The 14,491-nt window shown below is 69.5% G+C and carries 1 protein-coding gene (cut by a window edge); it reads right to left on the bottom strand.

Annotated elements, in window-relative coordinates:
* On the bottom strand, window positions 1–14,491 hold part of the coding region annotated (locus AB0F41_RS20600) for a non-ribosomal peptide synthase/polyketide synthase (RefSeq protein ID WP_357426090.1) (this coding region is incomplete at its 3' end). Its footprint extends 26,671 nt past the window's final position; 14,491 of 41,162 annotated nt are visible.

The raw sequence follows: 14,491 nt of genomic DNA, 5'->3' as shown, positions 1-14,491 counted from the left end.
AACGCCGACGGCACCATGTACGACGGCAACTGCGCCGACAACTCCGCCGAAACCCGCGCCGTATCGACAGACCCCTGCCCCGGCACCAGATAACCGACGAGCCGATCACCGGTACGCGAATCGGATTTCGCGATCACCGCGACCTGCGCGATCTCCGGCAACGCCAGCAACGCCGCCTCGATCTCACCCAGCTCGATCCGGAAACCACGAATCTTCACCTGGAAGTCCGTACGACCCCGGTACTCGAGTTCCCCGGCCGCGTTCCACGCCACCAGGTCACCGGTCCGGTACATCCGCTCACCGGCCGCGAACGGGTTCGCGACGAACCGGTCCGCGCTCAGATCCGCGCGCCCGAAGTAGCCGCGCGCCAGCTGCCCGCCCGCGAGATACAGCTCACCCGCGACACCGTCGGGCACCGGCCGCAACCGGTCGTCCAGTACGTACACCCGGCTGTTCCACTGCGGCACACCGATCGGCACGCTGTGGCGATCGGCCGGGGTCACCCGGTGCGTGGTGATCGACACCGCGGCCTCGGTGGGGCCGTAGAGGTTGAACAGTTCGGTCCGCGGATGCGAGGACAGCATCCGCTGCGCGGTCGCGCCGGGCAGCGCCTCACCGATCGCCAGCACCCGCCACAGCGAATCCGGCAGTTCGTCGGCGAGCAGCGCGTCCAGCATCGACGGGACCACATGCAGGGTGGTCACCCACTCGCGCCGCATCAGCTCGTTCAGATACGACGGATCGCGATGACCTTCGGCGGAGGCGATCACCAGCCGGCCACCGCAGACCGCGGCCGACCAGAACTCCCACACCGACAGGTCGAACGTCGCGGCCGTCTTCAACAGCACCGCGTCGGCGGCGTCCATCTCGAATTCCGCGACGACATACTGCAACTGGTTGGCGATCGCCGCGTGCGGCACCGCCACACCCTTCGGCCGGCCCGTCGAACCGGACGTGAAGATCACGTACGCCGTGTGTTCCGGCCGCAGCGGGGCCACCCGCTCCGCATCGGTCACCGGGGACTCGTCCACGCCGTCGGCGTCGAGTTCGTCCAGGAGCACAGTCGGCGCGATATCGGTGGTGAATCCGGTTCCGGAGCCGGTCAGCACACAGACCGGTGCCGCCGTCTCCAGGATGTAACCGGTCCGCTCCGCCGGCTGATCCGGATCCACCGGCACATACGCACCACCGGCCACCGAGACCGCGTACATCGCGACAACCAGATCCACCGAACGACGCAATGCCAGCGCCACCCGGTCCTCCGGACCCACACCCAGTGAAATCAGATGCCGCGCCAGGGTGTTCACCCGCGCGTCCAGCTCCGCGTACGTCAGCTGCGCCCCGTCGTCGGCCACCAGCGCGGCCGCCTTCGGGTCGCGCTGGACGGTCGCCGCGAGCAGTGCGGCCAGAGTTTCCTGCGGCACCGAACGCACGGTGTCGTTGCGCGTGGTGAGCACCCGGTCGCGTTCGGCGGCCGCGAGCAGTTCGATATCGCCGACCGGCGCACCGGGGTCGGCGACGATCGCGCCGAGCAGCCGGGTGAAACGGTCCACGAAACCCTGCACCGTGGGCAGATCGAACAGATCCGTCGCATAGGTGAAGTAGCCGGTGAGACCCTGCGGTTCGCCGGAGTCGCCGTACTGGTCGGAGACGATCAGATGCAGATCGAACTGCGACAGTTCGGTATCGACGTCCACGCCGGACAGCGTGAGCCCCGGCAATTCCAGGCCGGTACGCGCCAGGTTCTGGAACGACAGACCCACCTGGAACAGCGGATGCCGCGCGGTGGAACGTACCGGATTGAGCACCTCGACCAGCCGCTCGAACGGGACATCGGCGTTGGCGAAGGCCTGCACGTCGATATCGCGCTGGCGGGCCAGCAGGCCGGCGAAGCTCTCGCCGCTGTCGACCTGGGTCCGGAACACCAGCGTGTTCACGAACATGCCGATCAGATCGTCCAGTTCGGCTTCACCGCGGCCCGCCAGCGGCGAACCGATGGCGATATCGCCGGTGCCCGACAGCCGGGCCAGCAGCACCGCGAGCGCGGAGTGCACCACCATGAACAGGGTGGCGCCCTCGGCCCGCGCGAGTTCGGTCAGGGCGCGATGGGTCGCGGCGTCGATCTCGACGGCGGCCTTACCGCCGGCGAAGGTCTGCACCGCCGGACGCGGCCGGTCGGACGGCAGATCCAGCTGATCCGGCAGCTCGGCCAGCGCCGAGCGCCAGTACGCGACCTGCTTGTGCGCCGGCGATTCCGGATCGTCCTCGTCGCCGAGCACCGCGCGCTGCCAGATACTGAAATCGGCGTACTGCACCGGCAGCGGCCGCCACTCCGGCGCCGCGCCCGCCGAGCGGGCGGCGTAGGCGGTCATCAGATCCCGGACCATCGGGCCCACCGAAGAACCGTCACCGGAGATGTGGTGCACCACCATGGCCAGGACGTACTCGTCCGGGCCCGCGGTATCCGCGTCGGTGATCCGGAAGAGCGCCAGTTTCAGCGGGATCGCCGCGGTCACATCGAACACGGTGGAGATCAGTGCCATGACCTCGGTTTCCACCGACGCCGCGGACACCTCGCGCAGTTCCAGTTCGGGTACCGCACCGGCCGCGGGCACGATCACCTGCACCGGACCCTGTTCCGTCTCCGGGTAGTAGGTCCGCAGGATCTCGTGCCGGGCGACCAGGTCACCGATGGCCGCGCGCAGCGCGTCCACATCCAGTTCACCGGACAACCGCACCGCGACCGGCATGTTGTAGGCCGCCGACTGCGCGTCGAACCGGTTGAGGAACCACATCCGCTGCTGTGCCAGCGACAGCGGGATCCGCTCCGGCCGTTCCAGCTCGCCGAGTGCGAGACGGGTGCCGCGGGTCTGCGATTCCAGTGCCGCGGCCAGGGCCGAGACGGTGCCGTTGTCGAACAGCTCACGCACGGGCACGCGGGTATCCAGTGCGGCGCCCAGCCGGGCCACCACCTGGGTCGCGATCAGCGAGTTACCGCCGAGGGCGAAGAAATCGTCGTCCGCGCCGACCCGCGCCACACCCAGCAGATCCGCGAAGACCCCGGCCACGATCTCCTCGATCGGTGTCGAGGGCGCGCGGAAGTCCCGGCTCGCGAAACTCGGTTTCGGCAGCGCCTTGCGGTCGAGCTTGCCGCTGGTGTTCAGCGGGAACTCGGCCAGGCCGACGACGGCGCCGGGAATCATGTACGTGGGCAGGGTCCGCCCGATCGCTTCCCGCAGTACCGCCTGGTCGATCTCGGCGCCCGGCGCGGGGACCGCGTAGGCCACCAGCTGGTCGCCGAGTTCGGACGGCATCACCAGCGCCACGGCCTGGCTCACCGACGGCTGCGCCAGCAGCGCCGATTCGATATCGCCCAGCTCGATGCGCTGGCCACGGAACTTCACCTGGAAATCGGTGCGGCCCAGGTAATCCAGGACCGGCTGCCCGGCGGCATCCTGCCAGCGCACCAGGTCGCCGGTGCGGTACATCCGCTCACCGGAATCGAACGGGTTGGCCACGAAACGATCCGCGCTGAGATCGGGCCGGGCCACATACCCGCGGGCCAGCTGATCGCCCGCGAGATACAGCTCACCCACGACACCCGGGGCGACCGGATGCAGGCGCGCGTCGAGCACGTAGACGCGGGTGTTCCACTGCGGCAGGCCGATCGGGACACTGCCCCGTTCGGTGCCCTCGGCGGGCCAGTAGGTCACCGACACGGCGGCCTCGGTCGGGCCGTAGAGGTTGTGCACACCGGCGTCGGAGACGGCCTTCATCGCCGAGACGGTCTCCGGCGGCAGCGCCTCGCCGATCACGAACACATGCTTCAGCGTCGGGATCGAACCCGGCTGCGTATGGGTGGCGAACACGGTGAGCATCGACGGCACGAAGTCGGTGACCGTCACCTGCCGCGCCGCGATGGTCTCGGCGATATAGGCCGGATCGCGATGACCGTCGGGGGTCGCCACGACCAGCGTCGCACCGGCCCGCAGCGGCATGAACCAGCCCCACAGCGAGACGTCGAAGGTGGTCGCCGTCTTCTGGAAGTAGACGTCGTCGGGACCCATCGGGTACTCGGCCAGCATCCACTCGGTCTGGTTGTTGATCGCGCGATGGGAAACCGCCACACCCTTCGGGCGACCCGTCGAACCGGACGTGAAGATCACATACGCCGGGTTCTCCGGGCGCACCGGACCACGCAGTTCCGCCGGCGATACCGGCGCGCCGTCGTAGGCGGTGGTATCGGCGGTATCGATGGCCAGCACCGGGGTGCCCTCGGGCACCGGTACCGCGTCGCGCGTGGTGGTGACCACGCAGACCGGGCGGGCGGTGTCGAGGATATGGCCGATCCGCTCGGCCGGGTGATCCGGATCCAGCGGCACATACGCACCACCGGCCGTGATGATCGCGTACATCCCGACCACCAGATCCAGCGACCGCCGGACCGCCAGGCCCACCAGCGATTCCGGGCCCACACCCTCGGCGATCAGCAACCGCGCCAGGCGGTTCACCCGCTCGTCGAACTCGCGGTAGGTGAGCTGTTCGCCCTCGTACTCCACCGCGACCCGATCCGGGTACGCGGCCGCGGCCCGGGCGTACCCGGCCGTCAGCAGTTCCGGCGCCACCGGATGCGCGGTGTCGTTCCATTCCGTGAGCACCCGCGTGCGCTCGGCAGCGCCGAGCACGATGTCGATATCACCGACCGGCAGGTCCGGGGCGTCGATCAGGGCGTCCAGCACCCGGTTCAGCCGGGCCGCCAGGGCCTCGATCGCGTCGGCGTCGAAATGGCTGGTCAGGTACTTCAGCACCACCTCGACGGTGCTTTCCGCGGTGACCAGGATGGTGAGCGGATAGTGGGTGTTGTCGAACATCCCGGCACCGGTGACCGACATCCCGTCGATCTCACTGGTGGCGGCGATGGCCGCCGAGTCGATCGGATACGACTCGAAGATGAACAGGCTGTCGAATACCGCCGGGGCGCCGGTGGCCCGCTGGATATCGGTGAGCCCGAGGTAGTGGTGGTCCAGCAGGGCCGCCTGCTCCCGCTGCAGGGCGGTGAGCAGATCGCTGGTGGTGGCGGCGCCGTCGATACGGACCCGCACCGGCAGCGTGTTGATGAACAGGCCCACCATGGATTCCACCCCGGCCAGTTCGGCCGGGCGGCCGGAGACGGTGGCGCCGAACACCACATCGTCGCTGCCGGTGAGCCGGCCGAGCAGAATGCCCCAGGCCGCCTGCACCAGCGTATTCACCGTGACCCCGAGGTGCGCGGCCCGGTCGGCGAGCTGCCGGGTCCGCTGCTCGTCGAGAGTGGTGACCAGCTTGCCGATCTCGTAGCTCTCCGACTCCACCGGCTGCGGCGCCAGCAGTGTCGGATCGGTGAACCCGTCGAGCGCGTCGGCCCACGCCTGTTCCGAGACGGCCCGGTCGCGACCGGCCAGCCAGGACAGGAACCCACGGTAGGACGCCACCCGCGGCAGGGCCGCGGTCTCCCCGCGCAACGCGTACAGCGTCAGCAGTTCCCGCATCAGCAGCGGCATGGACCAGCCGTCGAGCAGGATGTGATGGGTCGTGATGGCCAGCTGCCGGCTGTCGTCGGTCAACCGGAACAGGTTGAACCGCATCAGCGGCGGCACCGTCATATCGAAATGCGTGGCCTGATCCTCGGCCAGCAGCCGCAGCCGTTCGGTCTCCCGCTCGGCCTCGGGCAGCGTGCGCAGATCGAACTCCCGCCACGGCACCTCGACCCGGTCCAGGACCACCTGCACCGGTTGCCCGGCGGCATCGGAGACGAACGCCGTCCGCAGATTCGGGTAGCGGCCGAACATCGCCTCGGCGGCGGCCCGCAGCCGGGCCGCGTCCACCGCGCCACTCAGGTCGACGGTGGCCTGCATGGTGTAGACGTCCACCGTGTCCTGGGTGAACTGGGCGTGGAACAGCAGACCGGACTGTAGCGGCGACAGCGGCCACACCTCGGCGAGCGCCGGGTAGCGACGCTCCCATTCCTCGATATCGCGCTGCCCGACGCGGACCAGCGACATATCCGACGGCGTGAAACCACCGGCCTCCGGCCGCCGGGCGTGCTCGGCCAGCGCGGTCAGGGCGGCGACCCAGAGGTCGGCGAACTCCCGGACCTTCGCCTCGGTCAGCAGCCCGGACGGGAACGCGAACACCGCGTTCAACTGCGGGCCCTCATCGCCGGAATCGACGATGGCGTTGATATCGAGCACCGCGTTGGCGGGCATATCCCGATCCATATCGGCGTCGATCCGGCCCAGATCGGTGGTCGGCACCCAGCCCAGTTCGGCCAGTTCGGCCGGGATCTCACCGGCCGACACCCGGCCCAGATAGTTGAAGCTGATCTGGCCCGGCACCGAAGCGGGCAGTTGCGCACCGGTTCCGGCGTTCAGATAGCGCAGCAGGCCGTAGCCCAGCCCCTTGTCGGGGACCGAGAGCAGCTGCTCCTTCACCGATTTCAGCACCTCGCCGAGGACGGCCTCACCGCGCAGCGCCGCATCGAGATCGATGCCGCCGAGGTCGAGCCGCATCGGATGGGCGGCGGTGAACCAGCCGACCGTGCGGGACAGATCGGCGCCGGGTACCACGGACTCCTCGCGTCCGTGACCCTCCAGTTTCAGCAGGGTGGCCGAATCCGGTCCGTCGCCGCGCCAGCGGGCGACCGCCAGTGCGAGCGCGGACAGCAGCGCGTCGTTGGGGCCGCCGTGATAGCGGGCCGGGATCGTGGTCAGCACGGCCTCGGTGACCGCGGCCGGTAGCCGCACCTCGAACCGTTCCACCGTGGCGTTGGTATCGACGGCGGGGTCGAACGGGCGGGCACCGAGCAGCGGGTCCGGGGTGGCGGCGACCCGCTGCCAGTACGCGAGTTCGGCCACCCGGTCCGGGTCACCGGCGGCCTCGGCCAGGCCGTGCGCCCAGCGCCGCAGCGAGGTGCCCACCGGCGGCAGCGCCACCGGCTCCCCGGCGGCCAGCTGCGACCAGGCCAGTGCGAGGTCGGGGATGACGATGCGCCAGGACACACCGTCGACCACGAAGTGGTGCGCGACGATCAGCAGCACGTCGCGCCGGGTGCCGCCGGAGAAGGCGAACCAGACGAACCGCACCATGCTCGCCGCGGCCGGATCGAGGCGGCCCAGCGCGTCGTCGAGCTCGGCGGAAGCGATACGGGTGAGTTCGTCGTCGTCGATCGCGCCGTCGAGTTCGACCCGGTGCAGCAGCGCCGCCGGGTCCACCGCGCCGGGTGCCAGCGCCTCGAATTCCGGGGCGCCGTCTCCGGTCCGCAACCGGGTCCGCAGCGCGTCGTGGTGGTCGAAGACCGCGGCCAGGGTGGCGACCAGGGTCTCGGAGTCGATATCCACCGGCAGCCGCAGCATCATCGACTGCGAGAACCGCCGGTAGTTCTCGGCGCCCTCGGGATTGTCCTGACCGTCCATGATCTGCGCCATGATCGGCAGCAGCGGGATATCGCCCACACCGCCACCGGGCAGCTCGGCCAGGCGCGGTTCGTCGGCGCCACCGGCGGTGGCGACCTCGGCCAGCGCGGCCACTGTCCGCCGTTCGAACACATCGCGCGGGCTGAACACGACCCCGCGCGCCTTGGCCCGCGACACCAGCTGGATCGACAGGATGGAATCGCCGCCGAGCCCGAAGAACGAATCGTCGACGCCGATCTGGTCGACGCCGAGCACATCGGCGAACACCTGGGCGATCACGGTCTCGATCTCGCCGACCGGGGCGCGGAACTCCCGCGCCTTCAGCTGCGGTTCCGGCAGCGCCTTGCGGTCGAGTTTGCCGACCGGGGTCAGCGGGATCTCATCGAGCACCACGATCGCCGACGGCACCATATGCGGCGGCAGCGACCGGCCCACGAATTCGGTGACCGCGTCGGTATCGACAGCGCGGCCCACGGCGGCGAGCACATACGACACCAGGATCGTGGCGCCCGCGTCGGTCTGTTTGCCGAGGGTGATCGCGTATTCGATATCCGGGTGCCGGCCGAGCGCGGAATCGATCTCGCCCAGTTCCACCCGGAAACCGCGGATCTTGACCTGGAAGTCGGAGCGGCCCACGTAGTCGAGCTGCCAGGGCACGGTGGGCAGCGCCTCGTTACCGCCGCGGAGACCCGGATCGGCATACCAGCGCACCACGTCGCCGGTGCGGTACATCCGGGAGCCCGCGAAGCTGAACGGGTTGGCCACGAACCGGTCCGCGGTGAGATCGGGCCGGTTGTGGTAGCCGCGCGCCAGCGCGCCGCCCGCCAGATACAGCTCACCCGCGACACCCGGCGGCACCGGGTTCAGGCGGGCGTCCAGGATCAGCGCCGTCATCCCGTGCACCGGATCGCCGATGGTGATGTGGTCACCGGGCGACAGTCGCGCGTACGACGAGATGATGGTGGTCTCGGTGGGGCCGTAACCGTTGAAGTACTTGCGGCCCGGCTCCCATTTGGCCAGCAGTTCGGGCGTGGTCACATCGCCGCCGACCGAGGCCACTTCGAGCGATTCGATTCCGGCCGGGTCCATGGTGCCCAGCACGGCGGGGGTGATGATGGTGTGCGTAACACCTTCGGAGCGCAGCAGTTCCGCCAGATCCGGACCACCGATGATCTCGCCCGGCACCACCACCAGGGTGGCCCCGGTATAGCCGGCGCAGACCCATTCCAGCACCGACGGGTCGAAGCTGGGCGAGCAGATGTGCAGGAACTTGTGGTGCGATTCCAGGTGGTACAGATCGGTGGCCACATCGGCCAGGCCGCCCATACCCGCGTGGGTGACCATGACGCCCTTGGGCAGACCGGTCGACCCGGAGGTGTAGATGACGTAGGCGGGATGCCACATCATCAGCGGCGCGAGCCGTTCGGAATCGTCCACCCGGCCGCTCGGACGCGCGTCGATTTCCGCGAGGAATTCGGGATCGTCGAGCCGCAGCCACTGGACATCGCCGGGGAGCCGGTCCACATACTCACCGCTGGTGATGCCGAGTACGGCGCCGGAGTCGGTGAGCATATGGCGCATCCGGTCTTCCGGATACATCGGATCCACCGGCACATGCGCACCGCCGGCCTTGGTGACCGCCCAGAACGCGGCCACCATCTCGTAGGACCGCGGGAACGACAGCGCCACGATCCGTTCGGGGCCCACGCCCCGGTCGATGAGCACCCGCGCCAGCCGCGACGAGAAATCGTCGAGTTCCCGGTAGCTGATGGACCGGCCGCGGTAGCGGACCGCGACCCCGTCCGGGTTGAGCGCCACACCCTGGGCCAGCAGTTCCGGCAGCAGCCCGGTGGCCATGACCTCGTCACCGTGGACATGGGTGAGCAGCCGGAACTCGCCGTCGTCGAGCAGCGGCAGATCGCCGATGGGCGTCTCGGGCGCGGTGCTCACCGCACGCAGCAGCCGCAGGAAGCGCCGCGCGAAGACCCCGACCGTCTCCTCGTCGAAGAGGTCGCGGGCGTAGGAGAACTCCGCGAACATACCCGCGCCGGGCCCGGTTTCGGTGAGCGTGAGCGAGAGGTCGAATTTCGCGGTGTCGATATCGAAATCGACACCGGCGACCCGCAGGCCGGGCAGTTCGAAATCGGATTTCGGCAGGTTCTCGAACGACAGCGCCACCTGGAACAGCGGATGCCGCGCGGTGGAGCGTTCCACGTCCAGCAGTTCCACCAGCCGCTCGAACGGCAGGTCCGCGTGCGCGAACGCCTGCAGATCGGCGTCCTTGGTGGCGGTCAGGAATTCCCCGAAGTCCAGTTCGCCCCGGACATGCGAGCGCAGCACCAGGGTGTTGACGAACATACCGATGACATCGTCGAGTTCGGCTTCGCCACGACCCGCGACCGGGGTGCCGATGGCGATATCGTCGGTGCCCGACATCCGCGCCAGGAACAGCGCCAGCGCGGCGTGCACGACCATGAACAGGGTCGCGTTGTGCTCGGCCGCGAGCCGCGACAGCGCGCGATGCAGTTCGTCGTCGACGCGGAACTGCACACTGCCGCCGGCGAAGGACTGCGCGGTGGGCCGCGGCCGGTCGGCGGGCAGGTTCAGCTCGTCGGGGATTCCGGCGAGGGCCTTGCGCCAGTAATCGGCCTGTTCACGGACCAGGCTCTGCGCATCGTCCTCGGACCCGAGGATCTCCCGCTGCCAGATGCTGTAGTCGGCGTACTGCACCGGCAACGGCGACCATCCGGGCGTGAACCCGGCGGCGCGGGACGCGTAGGCGGTCATCACGTCGCGGGTCAGCGGGCCCATCGACCAGCCGTCGGCGCCGATGTGATGGGCGACGAACACCAGCACGTAATCGCCCTGATCGAGGTGCAGCAGCGCGGCGCGCAGCGGTACCTCGGCGGTGACGTCGAAGCCGGTGGCGATCACGCCGGCGACCCGCTCGCGCAGCGACTCGGCGGCGATCGGGACCGGCGTCAGATCCGGGACCGCCCGCTCGACCGGCAGCACCACCTGATGCGGCTGCCCGTCCTGTTCGGGGTAGACGGTGCGCAGGGTTTCGTGCCGCGACACCACATCGGCGACAGCCTGCTGCAACGCGGCCAGATCGAGTTCACCGGTGAGCCGGACCGCGACGGGGATGTTGTAGGCGGCGGAGTCGGTGTCGAACTGGTTGAGGAACCACATCCGCTGCTGCGCCAGCGACAGCGGAATCCGCTCCGGTCGCGGACCCGCGACCAGCGCCTTGCGACGGCCCGAACCGGCCCGCTGCTCGGCCCGGACCGCGAGCCCGGCGACGGTGGATGCCTCGAAGAGGGTGCGGACCGGGACGGCCGCGTCCAGGGCGGCGCCGATCCGTGCGGTCACCTGCGTCGCCAGCAGCGAGTTACCACCGAGCGCGAAGAAATCATCATCCGCGCCGACCCGCTCCACCCCGAGCACATCGGCGAACACACCCGCCACGATCTCCTCGACCGGAGTCGACGGAGCCCGGAAAACCTTCGCCTCGAACTCCGGCTCCGGCAACGCCTTCCGGTCCAGCTTGCCGTTCACGTTCAACGGCAGCGCGTCCAGCACCACGAACGCCGACGGCACCATGTACGACGGCAACTGCGCCGACAACTCCGCCGAAACCCGCGCCGTATCGACAGACCCCTGCCCCGGCACCAGATAACCCACGAGCCGATCACCGGTACGCGAATCGGATTTCGCGATCACCGCGACCTGCGCGATCTCCGGCAACGCCAGCAACGCCGCCTCGATCTCACCCAGCTCGATACGGAAACCACGAATCTTCACCTGGAAGTCCGTACGACCCCGGTACTCGAGTTCCCCGGCCGCGTTCCACGCCACCAGGTCACCGGTCCGGTACATCCGCTCACCGGCCGCGAACGGATCGGCGACGAACCGGTCGGCCGTGAGGTCCTCCCGGGCGAAGTACCCGCGCGCCAGCTGGGCGCCCGCCAGGTAGAGCTCACCCGCGACACCGTCGGGCACCGGCCGCAGCCGGTCGTCGAGTACATGGACCCGGTTGTTCCACTGCGGAACACCGATCGGCACCGACACCTGATCCGCGCTGGTCACCCGATGAGTGGTGATCGACACCGCGGCCTCGGTCGGACCGTAGAGGTTGAACAGTTCCACCCGTGGCGTCGCGGTGAGCATCCGCTGCGCCGTGGCGCCGGGCAGCGCCTCACCGATCGCCATGACCCGCCACAGCGAATCCGGCAGACCGTCCGCCACCAGCGCGTCCAGCATCGAGGGCACCACATGCAGGGTGGTCACCCACTCGCGCCGCATCACTTCGTTCAGATACGACGGATCCCGATGCCCGTCGACCGAGGCGATCACCAGCCGGCCACCGCACACCGCGGCCGACCAGAACTCCCATACCGACAGGTCGAACGTCGCGGCCGTCTTCAACAGCACCGCGTCCGCCGCGTCCATCCCGAACTCGGTGACCACGTACTGCAACTGGTTGGCGATGGCCTGATGCGGTACCGCCACACCCTTCGGGCGCCCGGTGGAACCGGACGTGAAGATCACGTACGCGGTGTGTTCCGGCCGCAGCGGGGCCACCCGTTCGGCATCGGTCACGGGCGCCGCGCTCGTCCCGGTGAGATCCAGCTCGTCCAGGACGAGGACCGGCGCCGCGTCCGTGGCGAATTCCGCATCCGCGTTCGTCAGCACGCAGACCGGTGCCGCCGTCTCCAGGATGTAGCCCGTCCGCTCCGCCGGCTGATCCGGATCCACCGGCACATACGCACCACCGGCGACAGCGACCGCGTACATCGCCACCACGAGGTCCACCGACCGCCGCATCGCCAGCGCCACGCGGTCCTCCGGGCCCACACCCCGCGAGATCAGCTGTCGCGCCAGGGTATTCACCCGGGCGTCCAGCTCCGCATAGGTCAGCTGCGACCCGTCGTCGGCGACGAGGGCCACATCCTTCGGCGCCGTCGCGGCCGTCGCGGCCAGCAGCGAAGCCAGTGTCGCGGCGGTATCCACGGGATGCGCGGTGGCATTGCGCTCCGCGATCACCGTGGCACGCTCACCCGCGGCGAGCAGTTCGAGATCACCGACCGCAGTCTCCGGATCGGCGATCAAGGCACCGAGCAGCCGGATGAAACGATCCACGAAACCCTGTGCGGTGGTGTGGTCGAACAGATCGGTCGCGTAGGTGAGGTAACCGCCGATACCGTCGGGCGCACCCGCGTCGTCGTAATTGTCGCCGACGATCAGGTGCAGGTCGAACTGCGACAGTTCGGTGTCGATATCCACCCCGGACACGGTGAGCCCGGGCAGCTCCAGCGTCGAGGACGCCAGGTTCTGGAACGACAGACCCACCTGGAACAGCGGATGCCGCGCGGTGGAGCGGACCGGGTTGAGCACCTCGACCAGTCGCTCGAACGGCACGTCGGCGTTGGCGAACGCCTGGATATCCTTCTCCCGCTGCCGCGCCAGCAGCTCGGTGAACGGCTGTCCGCCGTCGACCCGGGTGCGGAACACCACGGTATTGACGAACATGCCGATCAGATCGTCGAGCGCGGCCTCGCCGCGGCCCGCCAGCGGCGTACCGATCGCGATATCGTCGGTGCCGGAAAGCCGTGCCAGCAGCACCGCGAACGCGGAATGCACGACCATGAACAGGGTGGCGTGCTCATCGCGCGCCACTTCCAGCAGCGCCCGGTGGATCGCGGCGTCGATCCGGACCTCGACCCGGCCGCCGGTGTAGGACTGCACCGCGGGCCGCGGCCGGTCCGCCGGCAGATCCAGCTGGTCGGGCAGATCGGCCAGCGCCGACCGCCAGTACGCGACCTGCTTGTGCGCCAGCGATTCCGGATCGTCCTCGGCACCGAGGACGATCCGCTGCCAGATGCTGTAGTCGGCGTACTGCACCGGCAGCGGCGCCCAGCCCGGCGTCTCACCGGCGGCGCGCGCCGCGTAGGCGATCATCAGATCGCGGGTCAGCGGACCCACCGAGGAACCGTCACCGGAGATGTGGTGGACGACCATCGCCAGCACGTATTCGTCGGTCGCGCCCTCGATCTCGAACAGCGCCACCCGCAACGGCACCTCATCGGTGACATCGAAAACGGTCGAGACGAGTTCGAGGACCGCGCCCTGCACCGCGTCGGCGGCCACCGTGCGGACCGCGAGTTCTGGAACCGCGCCGGCCACCGGCAGCACCACCTGCACCGGGCCCTGGTCGGTATCCGGGTACACCGTGCGCAGTACCTCGTGCCGACTCACCAGATCGCCGATCGCGGCGCGCAGCGCGTCCACTTCCAGGCGACCGGTCAACCGGACGGCCATCGGTACGTGGTAGGCCGCGGACTGGTTGTCGAACCGGTTGAGGAACCACATCCGCTGCTGTGCCAGCGACAGCGGCACCCGCTCCGGGCGCGGTCCGGCGACCAGCGCCTGCCGCGCCCCGCCGCCGGCCTGCTCCACCCGGGTCGCCAGACCCACCACGGTGGACGCCTCGAACAGCATCCGCACCGGCACTTCGGTTTCCAGCGCGGCACCGAGCCGGGCGGCGACCCGGGTCGCGATCAGCGAGTTGCCGCCGAGTTCGAAGAAATCGTCGTCCAGACCGACCCGGCGATCCGCGGGCACGCCCAGGACCTCGGCGAACACGTTCGCCACGATCTCCTCGACCGGGGTGCCCGGCGCGCGGAACTCCCGCGCCGCGAACACCGGTTCCGGCAGGGCGCGGCGGTCCAGTTTGCCGCTGGCGTTCAGCGGCAGCGCGTCGAGCACCATGAACGCGGCGGGCACCATATAGCTCGGCAGCCGGTCGGCCAGATGATCGCGCAGCGTATCGACGTCCACGACCGCGCCCGCCGCGGGCACCACGTACCCGACCAGGCGGTCGCCGGTATGGGCGTCCGAAAGCACCAGTACCACCGACTGCGCGACCGATTCGTGCTCGGCCAGCGCCGACTCGATCTCGCCCAGTTCGATACGCAGACCGCGCAGCTTCACCTGGAAATCGGTGCGGCCCCGGTAGACCAGCGCACCCGATTTGTCGC

Origin of the sequence: Nocardia sp. NPDC024068, from assembly GCF_040638875.1 — a bacterium.
In the GTDB taxonomy this organism is placed as follows: Bacteria; Actinomycetota; Actinomycetes; order Mycobacteriales; family Mycobacteriaceae; genus Nocardia.
This window is presented reverse-complemented; position numbering and strand designations above follow the sequence as displayed.